21 protein-coding genes and 1 tRNA gene are annotated in these 23,418 nt (G+C 56.9%); 17 read left to right on the top strand and 5 right to left on the bottom strand.

Annotation, left to right across the window (positions count from 1 at the left end; genetic code table 11):
- The 11 genes from QZH36_RS09370 to QZH36_RS09420 form a co-directional block, all read left to right on the top strand.
- Positions 1-149 (top strand): T6SS immunity protein Tli4 family protein (locus QZH36_RS09370; protein WP_301730160.1); only part of this gene is annotated, 149 nt, incomplete at its 5' end.
- A 223-nt stretch (positions 150-372) separates the two neighbouring features.
- Positions 373-648 carry a PAAR domain-containing protein gene (locus tag QZH36_RS09375; protein ID WP_301730052.1) on the top strand — a complete coding sequence of 92 codons (276 nt, stop codon included), beginning with the start codon at positions 373-375 and terminating at the stop codon, positions 646-648.
- A gap of 140 nt (positions 649-788) precedes the next feature.
- Positions 789-1,913, top strand: coding sequence for a KPHS_23130 family T6SS system protein (locus QZH36_RS09380; RefSeq protein ID WP_301730053.1), 1,125 nt, complete (start codon positions 789-791; stop codon positions 1,911-1,913).
- Positions 1,910-5,335, top strand: coding sequence for an ImcF-related family protein (locus tag QZH36_RS09385; protein ID WP_301730054.1), 3,426 nt, complete (start codon positions 1,910-1,912; stop codon positions 5,333-5,335). Before QZH36_RS09380 ends, QZH36_RS09385 begins: the two co-directional genes overlap by 4 nt.
- Positions 5,332-6,930, top strand: a complete 1,599-nt coding sequence (gene tssA, locus QZH36_RS09390) for a type VI secretion system protein TssA (protein WP_301730055.1) — start codon at positions 5,332-5,334, stop codon at positions 6,928-6,930. The genes QZH36_RS09385 and tssA overlap by 4 nt, the downstream gene beginning before the upstream one ends.
- Positions 6,931-6,964: 34 nt before the next feature.
- Complete coding sequence (tssF, locus tag QZH36_RS09395; protein WP_301730056.1) at positions 6,965-8,719, top strand: type VI secretion system baseplate subunit TssF; 1,755 nt, start codon at positions 6,965-6,967, stop codon at positions 8,717-8,719.
- The gene (tssG, locus tag QZH36_RS09400) at positions 8,683-9,768 is read left to right on the top strand and encodes a type VI secretion system baseplate subunit TssG (protein ID WP_301730057.1); all 1,086 of its coding nucleotides are present in this window, start codon (positions 8,683-8,685) and stop codon (positions 9,766-9,768) included. Before tssF ends, tssG begins: the two co-directional genes overlap by 37 nt.
- Positions 9,746-10,282 carry a type VI secretion system lipoprotein TssJ gene (tssJ, locus tag QZH36_RS09405; RefSeq protein WP_301730058.1) on the top strand — a complete coding sequence of 179 codons (537 nt, stop codon included), beginning with the start codon at positions 9,746-9,748 and terminating at the stop codon, positions 10,280-10,282. The genes tssG and tssJ overlap by 23 nt, the downstream gene beginning before the upstream one ends.
- A complete protein-coding gene (tssE, locus tag QZH36_RS09410; RefSeq protein ID WP_301730059.1) occupies positions 10,282-10,737 on the top strand; it encodes a type VI secretion system baseplate subunit TssE in 456 nt (151 codons plus the stop codon). Before tssJ ends, tssE begins: the two co-directional genes overlap by 1 nt.
- 96 nt (positions 10,738-10,833) lie before the next feature.
- The gene (locus QZH36_RS09415; RefSeq protein WP_301289819.1) at positions 10,834-11,133 is read left to right on the top strand and encodes a DUF1283 domain-containing protein; all 300 of its coding nucleotides are present in this window, start codon (positions 10,834-10,836) and stop codon (positions 11,131-11,133) included.
- A gap of 95 nt (positions 11,134-11,228) precedes the next feature.
- Positions 11,229-12,566 carry a VasL domain-containing protein gene (locus QZH36_RS09420; protein WP_301730060.1) on the top strand — a complete coding sequence of 446 codons (1,338 nt, stop codon included), beginning with the start codon at positions 11,229-11,231 and terminating at the stop codon, positions 12,564-12,566.
- Positions 12,567-12,710: 144 nt separating this feature from the next.
- Here the strand turns inward: QZH36_RS09420 and QZH36_RS09425 are convergent.
- Positions 12,711-12,786: transfer RNA gene (locus QZH36_RS09425), tRNA-Phe, on the bottom strand.
- A 790-nt stretch (positions 12,787-13,576) separates the two neighbouring features.
- On the opposite strand from QZH36_RS09425, the gene QZH36_RS09430 reads away from it, so the two are divergent.
- Positions 13,577-15,721 (top strand): ornithine decarboxylase, encoded by a 2,145-nt coding sequence (locus tag QZH36_RS09430; RefSeq protein ID WP_301730061.1) that lies wholly within the window; start codon positions 13,577-13,579, stop codon positions 15,719-15,721.
- Between the two features lie 62 nt (positions 15,722-15,783).
- Here QZH36_RS09430 and QZH36_RS09435 read toward each other — a convergent pair whose 3' ends face one another.
- On the bottom strand, positions 15,784-16,419 hold the full coding sequence (locus QZH36_RS09435; protein ID WP_253458572.1) for a TetR/AcrR family transcriptional regulator: 636 nt from the start codon (positions 16,417-16,419) through the stop codon (positions 15,784-15,786).
- A 280-nt stretch (positions 16,420-16,699) separates the two neighbouring features.
- Between QZH36_RS09435 and QZH36_RS09440 the strand changes: the two genes are divergently transcribed.
- Entirely contained in the window at positions 16,700-17,920 is a 1,221-nt protein-coding gene (locus QZH36_RS09440; RefSeq protein WP_253458575.1) for a Tm-1-like ATP-binding domain-containing protein, read from the top strand.
- A 2-nt stretch (positions 17,921-17,922) separates the two neighbouring features.
- Positions 17,923-18,750 carry a phosphoenolpyruvate hydrolase family protein gene (locus tag QZH36_RS09445; protein WP_253458578.1) on the top strand — a complete coding sequence of 276 codons (828 nt, stop codon included), beginning with the start codon at positions 17,923-17,925 and terminating at the stop codon, positions 18,748-18,750.
- Between the two features lie 111 nt (positions 18,751-18,861).
- Here the strand turns inward: QZH36_RS09445 and mltC are convergent, their stop codons facing one another.
- From mltC to mutY, 3 genes are read right to left on the bottom strand one after another with little or no spacing between them, the layout of a single operon-like run.
- Positions 18,862-19,938: a membrane-bound lytic murein transglycosylase MltC gene (mltC, locus tag QZH36_RS09450; RefSeq protein ID WP_199746323.1), complete on the bottom strand. Its 1,077-nt coding sequence runs from the start codon at positions 19,936-19,938 to the stop codon at positions 18,862-18,864.
- Between the two features lie 51 nt (positions 19,939-19,989).
- Positions 19,990-20,262, bottom strand: a complete 273-nt coding sequence (locus QZH36_RS09455) for an oxidative damage protection protein (RefSeq protein WP_125287307.1) — start codon at positions 20,260-20,262, stop codon at positions 19,990-19,992.
- Positions 20,262-21,341 carry an A/G-specific adenine glycosylase gene (gene mutY, locus QZH36_RS09460; protein WP_508824364.1) on the bottom strand — a complete coding sequence of 360 codons (1,080 nt, stop codon included), beginning with the start codon at positions 21,339-21,341 and terminating at the stop codon, positions 20,262-20,264. The genes QZH36_RS09455 and mutY overlap by 1 nt, the downstream gene beginning before the upstream one ends.
- Positions 21,342-21,493: 152 nt before the next feature.
- Between mutY and trmB the strand changes: the two genes are divergently transcribed.
- From trmB to QZH36_RS09475, 3 genes are all read left to right on the top strand, one after another.
- Entirely contained in the window at positions 21,494-22,213 is a 720-nt protein-coding gene (gene trmB, locus QZH36_RS09465; protein ID WP_301730062.1) for a tRNA (guanosine(46)-N7)-methyltransferase TrmB, read from the top strand.
- Entirely contained in the window at positions 22,213-22,539 is a 327-nt protein-coding gene (locus QZH36_RS09470; RefSeq protein WP_125287310.1) for a YggL family protein, read from the top strand. The genes trmB and QZH36_RS09470 overlap by 1 nt, the downstream gene beginning before the upstream one ends.
- 84 nt (positions 22,540-22,623) lie before the next feature.
- Positions 22,624-23,331, top strand: a complete 708-nt coding sequence (locus QZH36_RS09475; RefSeq protein ID WP_253458585.1) for a YggN family protein — start codon at positions 22,624-22,626, stop codon at positions 23,329-23,331.
- Positions 23,332-23,418: the final 87 nt, after the last annotated feature.

Here is a 23,418-nt window from a genome sequence, read left to right on the forward strand (position 1 = left end):
TTATCCTTTCTGCCAACGAGCGGGATGCCACGCCTGAAAAACCTCATCTTAACATTGGCCTCAGCAGCGAGTACAAAAAGACGCGCTACAGCGAGGCGCAGATGATTGAAATCTGGGACCGGCTGGTGAGTTCATTACGCTATAAATAATCGATTATAGTACTTAGGTAGCCAGTATTTCCTGAAAATCTCGATAGCAACAGACCTGAAATAAATCTATCCTTTCTTGGTAAATATGTGGGCTTAATTTTCACTATTAATATTGCTGGGTATTTATCTTCTCTGTTATAAAAATTGTAAGGCAGGTAGTGGTAAAGTTTTATTTTGGGTGAGTATTTTTTAATGTTTACACTTGTTAAAGTAAGGAGGCGCAATGAGCGTAGGGTTTTTTTTAAGAATTGGTGATAGCAGCACCTGTGGCGGGGAAATTTTAACGGGTGATTCAAGTTTTTTATGGGATGGTGTTGCTGCTGCAAGAGCAGGGGATATGGTTTCATGCGGTAAGCACGTCGGTACATTTAGAATATTAGCAGGTGTGGAGGACACATTTGATGAGGGAGTGACGTTGGCTGGCTCACTGGAAAGCTTTAGTTCCTGTCCATGCTGTGCACGATTTATCCCTTCTGTTCAGGACTTTTATTCTAAATAAATAGCGCGTTTGCTTTAGTGCTGATTTTCAGTTTGTACTCTGAATAGAGTTATTAGCGCGATGAAGATAAAAGAGTAAGTCATATTATCTTTGTGCTTCATCTCGATGTGAATTAAGTATAAAACGGAACGGTTATTAATATGGCATGGCCTATACCTGATATTCCAGAAAAACAATCATTACCCAGGCTAAAACTTTGGTTATGGATGGTTGTATTGCTATTTATGCTGTCAGCAGGCGTCCTCTCCAGCTTATGGATGTTGAAAGTAACGGATTATATCAACGTGTTGTTATATGGTGTTCTTCCTGCTTTTTTAATTTGGCTATGCGTGTTTGGCACGGTGTTTAATCGCTATGAGCAGTCAACTGCTGCCAAACTGAGTTGGGATGCTGAGAAAGAACAGACCAAAACTGAATGGCAGCATTGGAGCCGACGACAGCTTGCAGTGGTCGGAAATGTTCTTTTTTCCCCTGAAGAGAAAGGGATGGAGGCGCTATTAGGAGACTTCAAAGATGTCCCGGCGTATCCTAAAAAAGCCCGTTCGCTATTCGACTCCTTGCATAATTATTCCTCATTGATGAGTAAGATAGATCTACAGCTTGAACAGCAATATCCTCACTATCGTTATTTATTGAATTCTATTTATGTTTTACAGGCTTCCGGACGATTTGATAAAAAGAGCAATGAAGCTATTTTTCAGCAATGGGATTTGGTTCCTGAAACCTTTAACTCCATCGAACCGCTCCAGTCTCTCTATGATTCAAATGATAAATATGGATTAATTCTGATTATTTGTCTGCAAGACTGGTCGTTATTTTCTCCCAAACAAGCTAGTGAAATTATTTCAGCGCAGCTTATCGTCTCACCTGATTATGCTCATCAACAAGCTATGCCAGTTATTGCTGGGTTGAATCGCATAATGCCACTGGAGCCAGGAGGGTTCACCAGCGATCTAAATATGTTTTTTGAATATAGCGGTGCTGATAAAGACAGTCTTGAATATATCTGGATCTCTGGTAATACAGAAAAAACGACTACAGATATTATGCAATATGCGAACGGTAACCAGTGGTCATTACCGGAAAACAGGTTTTTACATTCTATTGACTTTTCATTTGGTCCACCAGGAGAGATGGCCTTACCGCTTTCCTTAGCAATGATGGTTGAAGCCGCGAATAAAACAGACAGAGACCAGCTGCTTATATATCAAACACCGCAACAAACAGGAGCACTTTGTCTCATTACCTGGGAGCTTTATATATGATGGAACAAAAAAAGCAGCCTGTAGCGCGTTATGGTTCGTGGGGATATTTTCTCCTGATTATGGGGCTGGCGGGAATAAGTGCATTACTGCTGTATATCAATCAGGATAGGCTGAAGAGCGCAGGGATGGCACCTCATACGGTTTGGGCAATATGGGGGGCGATATTTGCCATCTTGCTCTTTGGTCTGATTGGCTCACCGCTGTGGTGGCATTGGAAACAAAGAAAAAACCAGGAAATTTACAAGCCACAAACTGTTAATAAAGGGCTCAAATCAACATCTGCTAATACCTTTGATACAGGACGAAATCTGGCCAGCATTAAGAAATATCTCCGCGCCCGCTACGGCCTGTTCTGGCGCTTCAAAGTGCGTCTGCTGCTGGTGGTGGGCGACGACGCGGCCCGCGAAACCCTGCTTCCCGGCCTGAAAGAGCAGCAGTGGCTGGAAGGTAACCGTACCGTGCTGATTGACGGCGGCAGCCTGGGGGGCGAAGTGGACGCCGAAAAATATCACGCGCTGCGCAAACTTCGCTGCGGCCGTCCGCTGGACGGCATTATCCGCGTGCTGGATAAAGAGCAAAACCTGACGCCGCAGCAGAGCGATAGTGATTTACGTGCGCTGGAGAGCATCGGCAGCCTCCTGCGCTATCTGCCGCCGGTATGGCTGTGGCAGCTATGCAGCAGCGACTGGTCGCAGGAGGGAAGGCCCGAACAGCCGGTCGGTGCGACGTTTCCGCTGCGCACGCTGCCGGAGGATATCGCCTCACAGCTTAACCACCTGCTGCCGATGCTGCGCAGGCAGGGGATGGCGCAGATTGCGCAGCACCGACAGCACGACTTTCTGCTGCGCCTGGGCCAGCAGCTGGCGCGCGGCGGTATTGCGCGCTGGCAAACGCAACTGTCGCCGTGGCTACAGGGGGCGCAGCAGCGCATCATCCTGCGCGGCCTGATGTTCAGCCTGGCGGAAAGCCGTGGGACGGCGGAGAGTGCGCAGGTAATGCCGCGCCATGCCCTGACCTTATCCGCCGCCTGGCAGGGCGTGGTGAATGACTGTACCCGGCTGCGCGGCCGTCGCGTCGGGATGCCCTGGCAGCAGACGCTGGCCTGGGCGCTGATGACGATGGCTGGCGTGTGGGGCGCGGGCCTGCTGGTTTCCTTCGCGCTTAATCGCCACCAGATAATCAGCGTGGCGGAGAAGGCCCGCGCCGTGGTGCAAACTCAGGCGGTATCCGACCAGCAGCTGACCAGTCTGTACGCGCTGCGCAACGAGGCCGGGCTGCTGAAACACTGGCATCAGGAAGGCGCACCCTGGTATCGGCGTTTTGGCCTCGATCATCACGCATCGCTGCTGGCGGCGATGATGCCGTGGTATGGCATAGCGAATAACCGACTGATCCGCGATCCGGCGGACGTCGCGCTCCGGCAGCAGCTGAACGCGCTGGCGGACCTGCCGCCGGAGAGCCCGCTGCGCGCTACCCGGGCAAAACCCGGCTACGACCAGCTGAAGGCCTGGCTGATGATGGCGCATCCCGAGAAGGTGGACAGCACGTTTTACGCCACGGTGATGAAAACGGTACAGCCAGCCCGCAGCGGGATCTCACCCGGCTCATGGCAGAGCCTGGCGCCGGATCTGTGGGCATTTTATATTGCCGAACTGCCGTACCAGCCACGCTGGGCCATCACCCCGGATGGCCCGATGGTCGCTCAGGTCCGTCAGGTGCTGCTCCAGCAGATTGGCCGCCGCAACGCCGAAAGCACCCTGTATGAAAACATGCTCAAATCGGTACGCCGCAACTTTGCGGACGTTACGCTGGAGGATATGACCAACGGCACGGATGCCCGACGCCTGTTCACCACCGACAGGATGGTGCCGGGCATGTTTACCCGGCAGGCCTGGGAAGGCGGCGTGCAGCAGGCTATCGACAAAGCGGCAACATCGCGGCGTGATGAGATTGACTGGGTGCTCAGCGACAGCCGCCAGGGGCTCGCCGCCGATCTGTCTCCGGAAGCGCTGAAAGCGCGCCTGACGCAGCGCTATTTCACCGATTTTGCCGGTAGCTGGCTCAACTTCCTTAACAGCCTGCGCCTTAATCCGGCCAGCAATATTGCCGACGTGACCGACCAGCTGACGCTGATGAGCGACGTCCGCCAGTCGCCGCTGATTGCGTTGATGAACACGCTGGCATGGCAGGGGCAGACCGGCGAGCAGCGCGAGGCGCTGTCGGACTCCCTTATCAAATCGGCGAAGGAGCTGGTGGGCAGCAGCAAAAAGCCGGTAATCGACCAGAGCGCCGCCGGTCCGCAGGGCCCGCTTGACGACACCTTCGGCCCGCTGCTGACGCTGATGGGCAGAAATAAAGCCGCCAACGCCCTGTCGGGCGATGACAGCCTGAGCCTGCAAACTTATCTGACGCGCATTACCCGCGTGCGCCTGCGTCTGCAACAGGTGGCGGGCAGCTCCGATCCGCAGGAGATGATGCAAACGCTGGCACAGACGGTGTTTCAGGGCAAAAGCATCGACCTGACGGATACCCGCCAGTACGGCAGCTTGATTGCCGCCAGCCTGGGCGAAGAGTGGAGCGGCTTTGGCCAAACGATGTTCGTGCAGCCGTTGACGCAGGCCTGGGAGACGGTGCTGCAACCGTCGGCGGCCAGCCTCAACGACAGGTGGAGCCGCTCGGTGGTGGCCCTGTGGCGCAGCGCGTTTGACGGGCGCTATCCGTTTGCCGCCAGCAGCAACGATGCTTCACTGCCGATGCTGGCCGAATTCCTGCGCAGGGATAGCGGCCGTATCGAGCGTTTTCTTAACGCCGAGCTGAGCGGCGTGCTGCATAAAGAGGGCAGCCAGTGGGTACCGGATCGGACCAACAGCCAGGGGCTGACCTTTAATCCGGCACTTCTCAAAGCCCTTAACCAGCTTAGTCAGCTCTCTGACGTGCTGTTCACCGACGGCAGCCAGGGCATCAGCTTTGAACTGCAGGCGCGTCCGACGCCGGGTGTGGTGCAGACGCTGCTGACCATCGACGGTCAGCAGCAGAAATACTTTAATCAGATGGCCGAATGGCAAACCTTCCGCTGGCCGGGCGACACCTTCAAACCCGGTACCCTGCTGACCTGGAGCACCGCCAGTGCCGGGGCAAGGCTGTTTGGCGATTACAGCGGCACCTGGGGACTGATCCGCTGGCTGGAGCAGGGCAAGCGCCGCCAGCTGGACAGCAGCCAGTGGATGATGACGTTTACCGCTCCTGACGGCAGCAACCTGCAATGGGCGCTGCGCTCGCAGCTGGGCAGCGGCCCGTTACAGCTGCTGGCGCTGCGCAACTTCAGGCTACCGGCAGAAATTTTCAGCGTTGATGCTGTTCTGGCCGCCAGAGCGCTGGCGGCTGATAGCGAGATGCCCGCCATGGAAGGAGAAGATGAATGACCACGCTACAGCATATCGTGACCGCCTGCCACGCAGATCAAGCCGCGCTGATGCGGCTGGCGCAGGCGCGGGCGGAAGACTGGCGCGCCTGGCTGCTGCCGATCCGTGACGTACAGCCAGCGGGCGATGAACCCGGCTATGACGATGATTTTCAGCTTATCCGGGAAGAGGTGAACAAGCTTTCGGGCATTGATACCACGCTAATCTGCTCGCTCACGGAAAAGCTGTTGACCACGGTAAGCAAGGATCTGCGCGTGGCGACCTTTTACATCTGGGCACGGCTGCATCAGGATGGCGAAGCCGGTCTGGCGGAAGGGCTGGAGCTGCTGGCCGCCATGCTGCAACGCTTTGGCACGCAGCTGCACCCGCAGCGCGAGCGCAGCCGCAAATCCGCGCTGGAGTGGCTTGGTAGCGGACGCGTACTCGACAGCCTTTCGCTCTACCCGGAAGTAGATATGGCCACCATGCAGCGTATTACCGGCGCGCTGCTGCTGGTGGAACAGGCCATGCAGTTGCTGGCTGAGGAGCATCGTCCGCAGCTCGCCGGGCTTTATCTGGCGCTGGAAAACCGGCTGGCGCAAAGCGGCGGCGCGGATAGTCTGGTTCCGCAGACCAGCCGGGAAGATCGCGCATCCTCCTCCGCTGCGTCGTCAGCGGCCGCACCGGTAATGACAACCGTCACTTCCGGTCGTGACCTGCTCGATCAGGCGAAAATGCTGGCGAAATATCTTCGCGATCGGCCGGGCGGCTGGCTGGGAGGACACCATCTGATGAAAAGTATCCGCTGGGATACGCTGACCGAACTGCCGCCGCTTGACGCCAGCGGGCGCACCCGCCTTCTGCCGCCAAAGCCGGATCATCGCGCCCATCTCAAGCGTCTTTATCTCCAGCAGAGCTGGATGGAGCTGCTGGAGCAGACCGATGACCTTTTTGCCCAGGGCGTTAACCATTTGTGGCTCGATTTACAGTGGTACACCTGGCAGGCGCTGACGAAAGCGGATCCGGATGCGGTGCGCGCCGATATCCTCTGTCGGGACCTAAAAGGACTGCTGTCACGGCTGCCGGGGCTGGAGGCGCTGGCGTTTAACGACGGCACGCCGTTTGCCGATGAGGTCACGTTGAACTGGATCAATCAGCAGGTGATGGATGACCCTGAGAGTTGGAGCACCGACGTGGTAACGGCAGTCGCGCAGGATCATGAAGCCGTGCTGACGCTGGAACCGGAGCTGCTGGCGCTGGCGGACAGCGAGGGGGTTGAGGCCGCGTTCGTCTGGTTACAATCCCGCCCAGGTATGGCTTCCGCCCGCGATCGCTGGCTGATGCGTCTGCTGATGGCGCGCGTGGCGGAGCAATATGCCCGTAACGATCTGGCGCTGCACCTGCTGGGCGAACTGGACAGCGGCGCGCAGACGCTGACGCTGCCGCAGTGGTGCCCTGAACTTTTATTTGAAGTTCGCGCGCGACGACTGAAGCTGCTGCGCAACAAAGCTGCACGCAGCGAAACGGAAAAAGATCGCCTTCAGCCAGAGATGGACACGCTGCTGAGCGGCCTGATCGTACTCGATCCGGCCCGTGCGGCGGTGCTGTGCTGTTAGGCTTCCTTCGATATGTCACTCATTCAGGTTTATTATGGACGACTTAACCCTACGTTATTACGACGCGGAAATGCGTTACCTGCTTGAAGCGGGTGAAGAGTTCGCTCGCGCTCACCCGGATCGCGCGGCGCTGCTGAATCTGGATAAAGCGGACGCTCGCGATCCTTATGTGGAGCGCCTGTTCGAGGGCTTCGCCTTTATGATGGGCCGCCTGCGCGAAAAGCTTGATGACGATCTGCCCGAGCTGACGGAAGGGCTGGTCACGCTGCTGTGGCCGCACTACTTACGGACTATTCCGTCAATGTCGATAGTAGAGTTCAGCCCCGACTGGCGCGAAATGAAAGAAAAAATAGCCATCGCGAAGGGGTTTGAAATCCTCTCGCGGCCTATTGGCGAGAAAGCGACCCGCTGTCGCTACACCACGACTCAGCAGATCGGCCTGCAACCGCTGGCACTGGAGGAGGCCGCGCTTTCAACCGATGCGGAAGGGCGATCGGTAGTGCGCCTGCGTTTTGCCTGTAGCAGCCTGGCCGACTGGAGTCGGGTCGATCTCAGCCTGATCCCGTTCTATTTTAACGCCGACGCGCCGCTGGCCTGCGCGATGCATGAAGCCTTTACCTTAAACACCGCCACTATTTGGCTGCGCCTGCCGGGAGAGCCGGAGCGTCGCCCGCTGGACGCGCGCTTTACCGCGCTGGGGTTTGGCGAGCAAGACGGGCTGTGGCCGAAAGGCGAAAGCAGCTTCAGCGGCTACCAGCTGCTGCTGGAATACTTTACCTTCCGGGAAAAATTTATGTTCACCGGCCTGCGCGGTCTGGAGAGCGTGACGCTGCCTGCCGCACTGGCATGGTTTGAAATTGAGGTGGTGCTGGCGCGGCGCTGGGAGCACGATTTCACCTTCAGCGAGAAGCACCTGCGGCTGCATTGCGTGCCGGTCATCAATCTTTTTCCGCTGGAGTCCGACCCGCTGACGCTGAACTCGCTTCAGACCGAGTACCTGCTGCGCCCTATGCGCGTGCAGGATGGCCATACCGAAATTTATTCCGTCGATTCGGTGATCTCCTCCGGGCGGCATACCTACGTGCCGTTCTCCAGCTTCCGCCACAAGGGCGGCATGATGCGTCACGAAGCGCCGGAATATTACTACCATACCCGCGTGCGGCGCGGCGCGTCCGGGCTGCATAACACCTGGCTTATCCTCGGCGGGGAAGCTTTTGATAATCATACCGTGCCGGATGATGAAAGCCTGTCGCTGACGCTTACCGGCACCAACGGCCAGCTGCCGCGCCGCGCGTTGCAGAGCACGGTGCTGGATACCGCGATGAAGACCAGTTCGGCAAAGGTGGACGTGCGCAACCTCTGTGCGCCCACGCTGCCCTGTTATCCGCCGGATCGCGACCGTTTTCACTGGCGCGTGCTGAGCCATCTCGGCAGCAATTTTCTGTCAATGATGGACAATGCCGACGTGCTGCGCGGTACGCTGGCGCTGTACGAGTGGACCGGCAGCGAGATGAATCGCCGCCGTCTGGAAGCGATTGTCGATGTCAGCCACAGCGAAATCGAGCGCTTTGAACAAGGCCATTTGCTGCGGGGCGTGCAGATTGACGTCACGCTCGACAGCCACGGCTTTGCCGGTCACGGGGATATCTGTTTGTTTGGCGAAATGCTCAGCCACTTCTTCGCGCTGTATACCGATATCTATCTGTTTAATCGCCTGGTTATCATTCTGAACCCCACTGGAGAACGCCTGCAATGGGAAGAGAAACACAACCGCCGCATTCCCGGTTAAGCCCGCGTCTGGAAGCGGAGCTGACGCGGATTAACTTCTATCGCTTCTGCCAGCTGCTGGAAAAACAGCATCCGGAACGACCACCGCTCGGCAGTTCCAGCCATCCGCAGGATGATGCGGTGCGCTTCACCCCGTGGCCGGGGATGGGGTTTCCCGCCAGCGAGCTGAAAAGCGTTGAATACAGTGAAGACGATGCCACGGCAGCACCCAAAATCCGAACCACTTTTATGGGCATGTACGGCGTGGATTCACCGCTGCCCACCAGCTATCTGGACGATATTACCCAGCGCAGGGAAGGGCATGAGGCGCTCCAGGGATTTCTCGACATTTTCAGCCACCGCATCCTGACGCAGTTCTATCGCATCTGGCGTAAATACTCCTATCCGGCCACCTTTGAGCCAGGCGGCACGGACGCTATTTCCCAGTCGCTGCTGGGGTTAGTCGGGCTGGGCATTCCCGGCACCGCCAGCCATATCGCTACGCCGGTTTCTCGCTTCCTGGCGCTGCTGGGCGTACTGCGGCAGCCTGCAAAAACCCAGGAAGGGATCCAGGCGCTGGTTCGCCTGCTGGCCCCGGAAACCCGCGCCAGCGTCAGCCCCTACAGCCTGCGGCCGGTGGAAATCAGCCAGCCGCTTGGCTTTTACGGCGAAGACGATTTCCTGCTGGACGGTAATGCGCCGCTGGGTGACGAAGTCATGGATACCAGCAGCCAGCTGCTGATTGAGCTGATGACCGAAAGCAAAAGCGAAACCCAGGGCTGGATGCCGGACGGTCAGCTGTATCAGGACTTTCTGGTGATGCTGCGCGTTTACCTGGGCTGGCGCTTTAAGGCAAAAATTCGTCTGACCGTCAGCACGGCGCTGCTGCGCGTAGCCCCTCTTGGCGAAGCGCCGTTCCGGCTGGGCATGAGCGGCGTACTGGGCGTGGAAGGGGATGAGATCCCCAGCGACGTGCCGCAAACTTTTACCATTGAATCCGGCCGCTATCAGGGGCTGTCGTCTGCCGTCTCCGTACAAGGAAATCAGCGTGTTACCTACCAATTCAATTAAATCCGCCCGCTGGCTACTGCCGTTACTGGCCGTCAGCCTGACCGGCTGCGGACTGACGCAAAGCGTCACCGACGGCACCCGCTCGGCGGTGTCCGCCATTTTTTATAAACAAATAAAGGTGCTGCATCTCGATTTTACCAGTCGGGAAGCGCTGAATACTGATACGCGCGAAAGCCACAGCGCGCCTCAGTCCGTGGTGATACGCGTCTATCAGCTTCGCGACCGTAAAGTCTTCGATAAGCTGGTTTATCAGCAGCTGGTCACTGAAGGCGATACCTTGCTGAGTAGCGACCTGCTCGCCAGCCGGGATGTGATCCTGACTCCCGGCGGCGCGGTCAACCTGGATATGCCGATGGAACCGGAGGCGAAGTTCGTCGCGGTGGTGGGGTTATTCCGCCAGCCGGATCTGACTAAAAATAACTGGAGGCAGGTGCTGGCGCGTGAAGCGCTGGATGCGGATAACGCTCGCGTGCTGGAAGCGGGCGATAACAGCCTTTCCCTCAAGGAGGAATAATGCCGCATTCACATAACGCTCCCTCGCTGTATGAAATGCTTTACGGCAACTTCAGCGGCGGGCTGGATCTGCACGACATCAGCGAAGAGAACCAGGTCATTCTTTCCGTGCTCGATAATATGCAGCGTATTCTCAACTGCCGCGCCGGAACGCTGGCGCATCTGCCCGGTTACGGCCTGCCGGATATGAGCAAAATCCTTCAGGGAATGCCCGGCACGGCGCACCAGCTGATGACCACGCTGTCCGAGGTATTGCTCCGCTACGAGCCACGCCTGAACAGCATTCAGGTAACGCTGCTGCCGCAGGCCATGCCCGGCGAGCTGCACTATGGCATTGATGCCGAGCTGAAAGGGATTGGCCTGGTGCGCTACGGCACCGAATTTCTGCCGGAAGGCAAGGTGCTGATCCGCCATATGAAACAGCAGCAGTATCTCGATCGGCAATCCATCCTCTGAACCAGAGAACGGAGGCGTATACAGACCTTCCGGCTCTGCATTCGACAGGGAGCACGAATGAAACTTCACGCTGGCACAGCGCTGTTAATCTGCATGATGTTAAGCCCCTCTGTTTTAGCCCATTCGGGCCGAACAAATTCTGAAGGCTGCCATACCAATCGTAAAACAGGCGAGTATCACTGCCACAGAAGCCCGCACCGGCGGGTAGAGTATCCCGGGCAAGATCCACAAACGGCACAGGCCAAAAAAAAGAAAGCTACGCCGCAAAAACGCGCCGCCCAGCCTGCTGACGGTGCGGCCACGCAGTGCATAAACAGCAGAAACCTTAATGCCTACTGGGAACCTGTCACCCGGCGCTGCCTGGACAGGACGACAGGAAGAGAAGCCGCGGGCTGACTATCACGCCGCCCGCCTGGATCAAAATCTGTTAACCAATCACGAGCCTGTTGCTTTGTCTCAGACGCCTTCATTTTTCGAAGTTGAAACCTCTTATGACTACTTTATCCCAACGCTACCTGAAAACCGGCGGTGACCCGCGCACGCTGCCGGATTACGCCGCCCTGCGCGACGAGCTGGGCAAGCTGTCCCATCCGGCGCGCCCGGACGTTAACTGGCACCACGTGGAAAAACTCAGCCTTGCGCTGTTTGAGCACAACGGCGTAGAGCTGCAAACGGCGGCCTGGTACACGCTGGCGCGCGCGCAGCTGGCCGGACTGGCCGGGCTGAACGAAGGGCTGGCTATTCTGGAGGCGCTAATCCGTCACCTGTGGGGAAATCTTTGGCCGCCACGGGTGCATGCACGGGTGGAGATCCTCAGCGCGCTTAGCCGTCGCGTGCAGCAACTGATGCGCACGCTGCCCGTCAGTTACAGCGACCTCAGCCAGCTTTACCATGCCGAACAGCAGCTCAGACGGCTTAACGAGGTGTTACAACGCCTTGAGCTGCGGAATCTGAGCCAGTTCGATGCGCTGGCAGCGCTGATGCACACCAGCGCGGTGCGGCTGGAAAACAGCGATACCGCCACGGGAGAGGAACCTGTATCCGCATCGTCCATCGTATTACCTGCCGCCGCGCAGTCTGTTGCTGAGATGGTGCCCGGTGCGGCGCGGTGGATCTATGTGGCGCAGCCCACGTCCAACGTTGAGGTGGCGACGGCACCGCCGAAGAGCCACCGCTGGAAACCTTTTGTTGCGGGAATGCTTACCATGCTGGTGGCGGGATGTATAGGGCAATGGGCATGGCATAGCCTGCATCGTACAGACCCGCTGGTGGCACAGCTAAAGGCATCGCTGACGCCATTACCGCTGCCGCTTTCCACAGCGCAGATAAACAACCTGAAGCAGGATGGTGCGCTGCCGCAAAACGTCCTGCGGGATACGCAGCAGCAGTTGGCACATATTAGCGGCCTTGCACCGGACTGGTCGCTGAATTACGGGCAGCAGCTGATAGACCTGGCGCTGGCAGCCAGCCCGGAGGAGGCGCGCGGTATAGCAACGGAATGGCAGCAGCAAGTAAAAGCGGCGGCGCTGCCTGAAGAGGCGATGGGCGGCTGGCAGCAGGGAATGGAGCAGCTACAGCAGCTAACTTTAAAGCTGAATGCGCTCGACGGGCAGCGCGGTAAATATATGACGGTCAGCGAGCTGAAGTCGGTGGTGTATAACGCCACCCAGGCGTTTAACCGCTCGGTGCCGGCCGAAGAACAGCTGCGTCTTTACTCGCTCAGCCAGTCAGATATCCAGCGGCGGCAGGCGGAAAGGGCGCTGGCGCAGTTACAGGCACGCTATTTTTTGTTGAAGCAGGAGGCGGAAAAGGCCAGGGGGGATAAATAAGTGGCGTTCAGCCTGTCATGATTTTTTGTCAGATTTTGACGTCAGGACGGTACGCGCGCAGGGCGCCGATCGAAAAGGGAATAAAAACTTAGCGGAATACAGAAACGAAAAACGGACCTCCAGGGAGGTCCGTTCTTACAAATATGGTGCCCGGACTCGGAATCGAACCAAGGACACGGGGATTTTCAATCCCCTGCTCTACCGACTGAGCTATCCGGGCAACGAGGCGCATTAAACAGGAGTCGCGGAAAACCGTCAACGGCTTTATGCACAAAAGCGAACTGTTTGCACTCTTTTCCATCAATCCGGCTGGATTTGCGCCGCTTTGGCACTATTGCCCGCATTTGTCTGCTGCAAACCGTCGCGCTCGCGGGCTACCTTTTCTGGTTAGTTACATCATACTAAAGACTGATTTGCTCGCCGTTCTGCACAGCTTTGCAAGCCAGGCATTCCTGATGAGGCTTTGTCGCTAAGGAAGATGGCTAATAAACGGGGCAGGGCAGCGAAAGCACACGTCGGGCAAATGCCGTCAGTTCGTAAAACCAAAACCACCGAAAACTGCTGAATATGTTTGCATTTTCAGTGCATAACCACCAAAAAAATCAGCGTAAAAGAGGTGTGGTAAAAAATAACTATATGAAATATATATATTTATTTCAAAAGGGCTATATAGGGGTAATGCTTTTTGCGTCTTGAACATCAAAATAAAAGATGCGATTATTGCCCCGTTTTTCATCCTGCGAGGCCGTCATCATGCAAGCTCTGCTGCACTGTCGCTATCATCCGATGTCGCGCCGCCGATCCCATTTTCTTCTGTTATCCACGCCGCTCGCCATGCGGTGAGGCTCTGCCTGCTTCACGGTTAGCCATGAGTAAAACCCGCCGCGCGCGGAGTTTACTGATGTCTGTCGGTCGAAGCTGACCCTACTGACGCTTTCGTGGGGTAAAGGCCGCGCCTTTCCCCGTTGCTGTGCCTCCGGCACCCTTATCCTTGCCCAGGGATTTGCGTAATGACACCACTTAAAATTGCAGCCAGCACCACCGTGGCGATCCACCTTCAGACCGGTCGCGAAGTCGTGACGCTGGAAAAAACCGACTTCACGGACGTGGCGGCAATCGTGCTCTCCGTGGCCGACTCGCGCAGCGGGATGCTGGCGCTGCTGCGCCATACCGGTTTTAACCTGCCCGTATTTATCTCGCTTGACGATCTGGCCCAGGCGGAAGATCTGCCGGAAGTGACGGGCGTGCTGACGGGCGAAGAGGACGATGCCGCCAGGCTGGAGGCCGCCGCCGCCGACTATCAGGCAAAGCTGCTGCCGCCGTTTTTCAACACGCTGACCAAATACGTGGCAATGGATAACAGCACCTTTGCCTGTCCGGGCCATCAGGGCGGCGCGTTTTTTAAAAAGCATCCGGCCGGACGTCAGTTTTATGATTTCTTTGGCGAGAACATTTTTCGCGCCGATATGTGCAATGCCGATGTGAAACTGGGCGATCTGCTTATTCACGAAGGGTCGGCCAAGCACGCGCAAAAATTTGCGGCCAGGGTTTTTAACGCGGATAAGACCTACTTTGTGCTGAACGGCACTTCCAGCGCTAATAAGGTCGTAACCAACGCGTTACTGACCAGAGGCGATCTGGTGCTGTTCGATCGCAACAACCACAAATCCAACCATCATGGCGCGCTGATCCAGGCGGGCGCGACGCCGGTTTATCTGGAAACGGCGCGTAACCCGTTTGGTTTTATCGGCGGTATCGATGCGCACTGTTTTGAAGAGAAGTGGCTGCGGGAGCAAATTGCCGCCGTCGCGCCGGATTGCGCCAACCAGCCGCGTCCTTTCCGGCTGGCGATTATCCAGCTTGGCACCTATGACGGCACGGTTTATAACGCGCGTAAGGTTATCGACAGCATCGGCCACCTTTGCGACTACATCCTGTTTGATTCCGCCTGGGTAGGCTACGAGCAGTTTATTCCGGTGATGGAAGCCTGCTCGCCGCTGCTGCTGGAACTTAATGAGCGTGATCCGGGTATTTTCGTCACCCAGTCGGTACACAAACAGCAGGCTGGCTTTTCGCAAACCTCCCAGATCCATAAAAAGGATAACCACCTTCGCGGCCAGCGGCGTTTTTGCAGCCACAAGCGGCTTAATAATGCTTTTATGCTGCACGCCTCAACCAGTCCTTTTTATCCGCTGTTCGCCGCGCTCGACGTTAATGCCAAAATGCACCAGGGCGAAGCCGGACGACGTTTGTGGCACGAGTGCGTCATGCTGGGGATTGAAGCGCGCAAGGCTATCCTCGCGAAGTGCGAGATGATCCGGCCTTTTATCCCTGACGAAGTGGACGGCAAGCGCTGGCAGGATGCGTCGACGGCCGCTATTGCCGCCGACAGCTGCTACTTCAGCTTTGCGCCACGTGCCGCCTGGCATGGCTTTGCCGGCTACGCAAAAGATCAGTATCTGATCGATCCCTGCAAGCTGCTGCTGACCACGCCGGGCATTGATGCCGCCAGCGGTGAATATGCTGATTTCGGCATTCCGGCGACGATCCTGGCCAACTATTTGCGTGAAAACGGCGTGGTGCCGGAAAAATGCGATCTGAACTCCATTCTTTTCCTGCTGACGCCCGCCGAAAGCATGGAGAAAATGGTGCATCTGGTGGCGAAGCTGGCGCAGTTTGAGCAGCATATCCGCGAGGACGCGCTGCTGCGCGACGTGCTGCCGACTATTTACCGCAAAAACGCCGCGCGCTACGAAGGCTATACGCTGCGCCGCCTCTGTCTGGAGATGCACCAGCTGTATGTCGGTAACAAGGTAAAAGATCTTCAGAAGGCGATGTTCCGCCAGCAGAGCCTGCCGAAGGTGGCGATGAACCCTCAGGACGCTAACATTGAATTTATACGCGGCAACGTCGAGCTGGTGCCCATTGCAGAGGCGGAAGGGCGTATCGCTGCGGAAGGCGCGCTGCCTTATCCGCCGGGCGTGCTCTGCGTGGTGCCGGGCGAGGTTTGGGGCGGGGCGGCGCAGCGTTATTTCCTTGCGCTGGAGAAAGGGCTAAACGGCTTGCCGGGTTTTTCACCGGAGCTACAGGGCGTGTATGTGGAAACGGACGAAAACGGCGTGAAGCGCCTGATGGGCTATATGCTTAGCCGCTAAGCCAGCGATCCCGCGCCGCTAAGGTCGCGGGATAAGCCCCTTTTGTCGCACGGTAGCGCCGCTCAGTTAGCCTGTAGCGCGGCGTCTTCCCGCGCCTGACGCATAATAGCCCTGGCGATCCACTTGCCGATATCCTGAAGCTGGTCGTTATCGCAGCCCCAGATATCCTTCATCACCAGAAAAATCTCCGAGCCGTAGACCAGCGAGAGGGACTTAATCACCCGATCGACAATCTCCGGCGGCAGCTCGTCGTTCAGCGGCTCCAGCACGTGCTGCAACAGCGCCTTGCGGTTTCCCCTTACCAGCTTTTCTCTGTCCGGCTTGTCGCTGGACTGCGACTGTGCCCACTGGGTCAGAGAAAGGTGCAGCGCCGCGCGCAGCGTGCCTTCATGCTCCAACATGCGCGGAAAAGCGAACGTCAGCAGCTCGTCAATACGGTCGCTGGCTTCTTCACGAGTCGGGCGCCAGCTTTTAATCGGGCTGAGCGTCTCCGTAACGATGGCGGAAACCAGCGCGCTCTGCGTTGGAAAATAGCGATAGGCCGTTGCGCGAGAAAGCTGAGCTTCCTGCGCGACTTCGGTAATGGACGGGAACGCGCCGCTGTCAAAAAGCCGCATAGCGGTCTCGATCAGTAAACGACGTGTTCTTGCGCGTGTGGCGGTCAGCTTTACAACCCCAGCGGAATCCCTTTGCTCCACATTAACCTCATTTTGTTAAATCTGCCTGATATTCAAGCGATTGAAGACGGCAGCGCGTAAAGGGCGTTCCCATTCGCTGGCGTCTGCAGGACAGGTTTTGTTATTAAGCATAGCCAACATCCTTGTGAGACACTTATTCCATTCAATTGATTTATCATTGACGATAGTGATACTGTTATCTCAACAAATTGAAAGTAAAAAACTCTCAATCTCTATTTACTGTTTTATTGCTTCTTTATCAAGTCTTTATTCTGTCTGATAACAGGGTGTTGTTACGACTATGACTATTAATCGTGGTTTTGTTTACGCCGTCGCAACGGCTGATACTAAAGGAAGGGAACTGTTTTATGTCAGCGACTGCCTGCGCAAGGCGGGCGTTGACGTCGTCACAGTTGACCTGTCAACTCAACCAGTTAGTACGCCTTCCACCGCTGATTTTCCGCCGGAGCTGGTCGCCGATTTTCATCCGGACGGGCGTGAAGCCGTGTTCTGCGGCGACCGCGGCAGGGCCATTAACGCGATGGCGCAGGCGTTTAAAATTTTCCTTAGCCAACGTCAGGATCTGCTTGGGGTTATCGGCCTCGGCGGCTCGGGCGGTACGGCGTTGATTACGCCAGCGATGCAGGCCTTACCGATCGGCGTGCCGAAGGTAATGGTTTCGACGATGGCTTCCGGCGACGTTTCCGGCTACGTTGGCGCCAGCGATATCAGCATGGTCTATTCGGTCACCGATGTCTCCGGCCTTAACCGTATCTCGCGTCGCGTGCTGGGCAATGCGGCCCATCAAATCGCCGGTGCGGTGCTTTTTCCCATAGAGAAAGACAGTAACGACAAGCCCGCGCTGGGCCTGACCATGTTCGGCGTCACCACGCCCTGTATTCAGACGGTCAGCGCCATGCTGGAAGAGCATTACGACTGCCTGGTGTTTCATGCCACCGGCAGCGGCGGCAAGGCGATGGAAAAGCTGACCGACAGCGGGATGCTGAGCGGCCTGCTGGATTTAACCACCACCGAAGTCTGCGACTACCTGTTTGGCGGCGTGCTGGCCTGCGATGAAACGCGTTTTGACGCCGTAGCCAACAGCCGCGTTCCCTGCGTAATTTCCTGCGGCGCGCTGGATATGGTCAACTTTGGTCATCCTTCCGGCGTGCCGGAGAAATATGCCGACCGGCTTTTCTATCACCATAACGCGCAGGTTACGCTGATGCGCACCACGCCGGAAGAGAACGCGACGATGGCGAAATGGATAGCGGATAAGCTTAATCGTTGCGAAGGCGACATCGTGTTTTTGATCCCGGAAGGCGGGTTCTCCGCGCTGGACGCGCCGGGCCAGGCTTTCTGGTCGCCGGAAGCGCGCGCCGCCTTTATCAGCACGCTGGAGGCGAACGTCAAACAGACCAGCCGCCGCGTTATTCGTCGCCTGCCGTTTAATATCAACGATCCGCAATTTGCGCTGGCGGCGGTCAGAGAGTTTCGCCAGCTGATCGAAAAGGAGTGCTGAACATGGCTTTTACCCGTCAGGAGATACTGACAAAATTTAACGCGATGATTGCGCGCGGCGAACCGATTATCGGCGGCGGAGCCGGTACCGGGCTTTCCGCGAAATGCGAAGAGGCGGGCGGCATAGACCTGATCGTTATCTATAATTCAGGGCGCTACCGTATGGCCGGGCGTGGTTCGCTGGCCGGCCTGCTGGCCTACGGCAACGCCAACGAAATCGTAGTGGATATGGCAAAAGAAGTGCTGCCGGTGGTGAAGAACACGCCGGTGCTGGCGGGCGTCAACGGCACCGATCCCTTCTGCCATTTTGATAAGTTTCTGGACGATCTCAAGGCGATGGGATTCGCCGGCGTGCAAAATTTTCCCACGGTAGGGCTGATTGATGGCAACTTCCGCGCCAACCTGGAAGAAACCGGCATGGGCTACGGGCTGGAAGTTGATATGATCCGGCTGGCGGCACAAAAAGAGATGCTGACCACGCCTTATGTTTTCAGCACGGAAAATGCTGTAGCGATGACGGAAGCGGGCGCGGATATTATCGTGGCGCATATGGGACTGACCACCGGCGGCAACATCGGCGCGGAAACCGCACTGAAGCTGGCCGACTGCGTGCCGTTAATCAACGAATGGGCGGCAGCCGCGAAGAAAGTGCGTAAAGAGGTCATTGTACTTTGTCACGGCGGGCCGATTTCCACGCCGGAAGACGCGAAGTATATCCTCAGCCAGTGCCCACAGTGCGACGGTTTTTACGGCGCCAGTTCCATGGAGCGGTTGCCGACCGAAGTTGCGCTGACGGAAACCACCAAGCAGTTTAAAAACATCAGCCGCTAAGGCTGGAAGCGGGCGGATCCTCGGATCCGTCCGCTTTGCTCTTTTGCAGAAGTCAGCCTGCGCGCTATTCGCTTTACCCCACCCGGAACGTCCGCGCTACCCGCAGCAATACTAATAGCGATGGTAGCTCTTCTGCGCGTTGTTCACTTTATAAAGATAGCGACGCGACTCGGCAGAAGGGTGGTTGGTGGTCAGCGTTTGATACACCTCCGCAGGCGACAGATCGTTAATCGCGCTGAAGGCCCGATTCTTATCGCTGGAGAAGACTCTCAGTACGCTGCCCGCGCCGCCGTTATAGGCTGTGATCACCGCATAGCGCCGTGACAGCGGATTCGCGATGCCGGAAAGGTAGCTGTCCTGCAGCAGCGAAAGATAGGCCGTCCCCGCATCGATATTGTTTTCCGGATCGAGCAGGTAGCTGCGGCTCGGCTTGCCCCATTTCCCTTTCATGCGGAACACGTCCGCGCCGGCGGTATGCTGCACCACCTGCATCAGGCCCAGCGCGTCAGAATGGCTGACCGCATAGGGGTTGAAGCTCGATTCAATCTGCATGATCGCCAGGATCAGCGCCTGATCCACGCCGTATTTCTCCGCCGCCTTGCGCACCATCGGCAGATATTTATGCGCACGCTTGTCCAGATGGTTGGGCACCATCGGGATAGTAACCGACCAGATGATATGCAGACCGGCGTTGCGGCGCTGCAATTTATTCTGGATCAGGTAGTCGGCGAAGCTGGCCGCGCGACCCTGCCAGCGGATCGCCTGGCCGGTATTATCCAGCACCTGACCATAGAGCAGCGGCTCCTGACCCAGCTGAATATCGTTGGCGTCGGAGTAGAGATCGACATTGCCCGGATCTTCGCCAATCAGCAGCGTGGTAATGATCGCCTGACGCAGGCTTGCCATCGGATCCGTACCGGCGATGGTCTCGATAGTGATCTTACCGGCGTCAAAGTTAATATGGCTGCGCGTATAATACTGATCGCTATATTTAACGTAGTCTTTTGGACCGGCGATCAGGACTTCATTAATACCCCAAATATTTTCGATGTTATGGGCAAACTGCCCCATCAGAATGTCGAATCCGTTGGTGTCCTTGACCCACTCTTCGTGGAAAACCGGCTTTTTATTGCTGGAGCAGGAAATCAGCAGCGGCGCGATAACCAGCAAGCCTATCAGTTTCTTCATTATGTCGTGCTACGCCCAAATTGAGGGGGCCTCTATGGCGAGGCCCAACGTTTATTCTGCTGGCGGGGTATAACCTTCGATATGGACATCGTGTCCTTCGAACAGAAATTTCACCATTTCCTGCTCAAGCTGTTTGCGATCTTCCGGGTTCATCATGCTCAGCTTTTTCTCGTTGATCAGCATGGTCTGCTTGCTCATCCACTGCGACCAGGCTTCTTTGGAAATTTCGTTATAGATACGCTTGCCCAGTTCACCCGGATAGAGCTGAAAATCCTGTCCTTCAGCATCGCGCTGCAGGAACGTACAAAAAATGGTTCTGCTCATCACTCTTCCTCTTCTGTTGGAATGCCCATCGGTTGCGGCTGACGCAGCTGCGCCAGCAAGCGCTCCACCGGGGCAGCCAGTCCCACGGACGGCGGCTGCGCTAAGTTATACCAGAGACCCGCGGCTTCATCCATGACCGCGCCTGCGGCAGGCAGTTTCAGCCACATTGGCACAATATCCAGGTGGAAATGGCTGAATGTGTGGCGAAAAGCGATAGTCTGGGTCAGCGCCGCATGATCGATACAACGGCTGTGCAGCCACTGCCGCAGCTCGTCTTCGCTGGCGAACTGCGGAAAGCAGAACAGCCCGCCCCACAGGCCAACCGGCGGCCGCTGTTCCAGCCACACTTTGTCGTCCCGCTGCATCATCAGCAGATAGCCGGTGCGCTCCGGCAAAATCTGTTTTGGCTTCTTGCCGGGATAAGCGGTCTGGTTGCCCTGCGCACAGGCGATACAGCCCAGCTTCAGCGGACAAATTTCACATTTGGGTTTTGAGCGGGTGCAGACCATCGCGCCCAAATCCATCATCGCCTGGTTAAACTGGCTGACGCCTTCGGCAGGCGTGACCTCTTCGCTAATCTGCCAAAGACGCTTTTCCACCTCTTTTCTGCCCGGCCAGCCCTGAACGGCATAGCAGCGTGCCAGCACTCGCTTGACGTTGCCGTCCAGGATCGGGAAATGCTGACCCAGCGATAAAGAAAGGATCGCACCCGCTGTCGAGCGGCCGACGCCGGGCAGATCGGCAACCTCTGCGAAGGTCTCCGGGAATTTCCCGCCGTGTTTTTCCACTACCTGTACCGCCGCCTTATGCAGATTGCGCGCGCGGGCATAGTAGCCAAGTCCGGTCCATAAATGCAGCACCTCATCCAGCTTTGCGGCAGCCAGATCGGTCACGGTGGGAAAGCGTGCCATAAAGCGTTCAAAGTAAGGGATAACGGTCGCGACCTGCGTTTGTTGCAGCATCACTTCGGAGAGCCAAACTTTATAAGGGGTTTTTGCCAGCTGCCAGGGCAGGGTTTTGCGGCCAAAGCGCTGATACCAGTCCAGTACCTGCTGTGAGAACTGCGGCGCTTGCATCATCTTTGCGAGGTTTCCCCAGTAAATTAAAAATCAGGCTGGGATTCCAGCACAGACCCGTTATGCTGTAAACCGGAAGTTTCCAGGGCTTGCTTAACCGCTGTAACTTTGCATAATGCCCGTTTTTCAGATATTGCAGACCAGCAGGCAGAAACATGAAGAATGATGTGATTACACCGGAGTTTGACGAAAACGGCCGCCCGATGCGCCGTATTCGCAGCTTCGTTCGCCGTCAGGGCCGCCTGACCAAAGGCCAGCAGCACGCGCTGGACCATTTCTGGCCTGTTAAAGGTGTGGAGTATCAGCCGGAACCCGTTGATCTGGAATCCCTTTTTGGCCGCGAGGCGCCGGTGGTGCTGGAGATTGGCTTTGGCATGGGCGCATCGCTGGTGGCGATGGCCGCCGCGAACCCGCAGCAAAACTTTCTGGGTATTGAAGTCCATTCGCCGGGCGTCGGCGCCTGCCTGAGCGCAGCCGACGAGGCGGGCGTGGAGAATCTGCGCGTGATGTGTCACGATGCAGTCGACGTGCTGGAGAAAATGATCCCGGATAATTCGCTGCGTATGGTGCAGCTCTTTTTCCCGGATCCCTGGCATAAAGCGCGCCATAACAAGCGCCGCATCGTTCAGGTGCCTTTTGCCGAGCTGGTGATGCGCAAGCTGAAGCTGGGCGGCGTGTTTCATATGGCGACCGACTGGGAAGCCTATGCGGAACATATGCTGGAAGTAATGAGCAGCATTGCTGGCTACAAAAACCAGTCGGCAACCAACGATTATGTGCCGCGTCCCGATTCGCGGCCGTTAACAAAATTCGAACAGCGCGGCCAGCGTCTTGGCCACGGTGTATGGGATTTGATGTTTGAGAGGATTAAATAATGGCAGCTCAACGCAGTCGTCGCTTGCGTAAAAAAATGCATATCGATGAGTTTCAGGAATTAGGCTTTTCCGTCGCTTTCACCTTCCCGGAAGATACCAGCGGCGACACCATAGACACCACCCTGGACGCCTTCATTAATGAAGTTATCGATCCCAACGGCCTGGCGTTTGACGGCAGCGGCTTCCTGCAGTGGGAAGGGCTGGTCTGCCTGCAGCAAACCGGCAAGTGCACCGATGAGCACCGCGAGCTGGTGCGTAAATGGCTGGAAGATCGCCAGCTGAATAATATCCAGGTAACCGAACTTTTCGACGTCTGGTGGGACTAATTATCTGCCTGCCGTAGCATAAGCAGGCAAACCGTCCGTTGAGGCCACGCATGCGTGGCCTTTTGTTTCTCAGGAGAAGAGTCAATGCGTAAAGCGATCGTAGCGGCCGCGCTGTTGCTGGCGGCAGGCCAGGCACAGGCCGACTATCAATGTAGCGTCAATCCTCAGGACGATATCGTTATCTCTCCGCAGAACGTCAAGGTAGTGGGCGCCAGCGGCAATCTGATCATCACGCCGACCGGCGAGGTACAGCGCAACGGGCAGTCCGCTTCGGTCGATAACGCCACGCGCCAGACCGCCATCGACTATCAGGCCGCGCTGCGCCGCGATTTGCCCTGGATCGATCAGGGAGCGCGTCAGCGTCTGGAAAAAAGCCGCGTGGCGCTGGATAACGTGATCGTCAACAAACTGGGCACGGACAGCAGAGTCCGTAGCCGCCTGACAAAGTTGGACGAGCAGCTGAAGCAGCAGATGAACCGCATTATTGAGCATCGCAACGACGGGCTGACGTTCCATCATCAGGCTATCGAGCAGGTGCGGCAGGACGGCGAAAAGCTGGTGCAGAGCGCGATGGGCGGCGTGATCCAGGACAGCCTTAACGAAATGGGCAGCAAGGTAAACGGCGATAATCCGCTTCAGGCAGTGATGGGTAACCTGGGCGGATTGCAGCAGGCCGTGCAGGCGGAATGGAGCAATCAGGAGGCGGACTTCCAGAACTTCGGACACGAAGTCTGCAACCGCGTGACCGCGCTGGAAGCGCAGCGTAAGACGCTGATTGGCGGATTGAAATAATCCGGCCAGAGCTGCTCTTCTGGTGTCTGTACGGGCTGGCTGTAAGCGGCAAAGACTACCGGCACCAGGACGTTATCGCCTTTCTCT

The organism is Erwinia wuhanensis (assembly GCF_030484085.1).
GTDB classification, from domain to species: Bacteria; Pseudomonadota; Gammaproteobacteria; order Enterobacterales; family Enterobacteriaceae; genus Erwinia; species Erwinia aeris.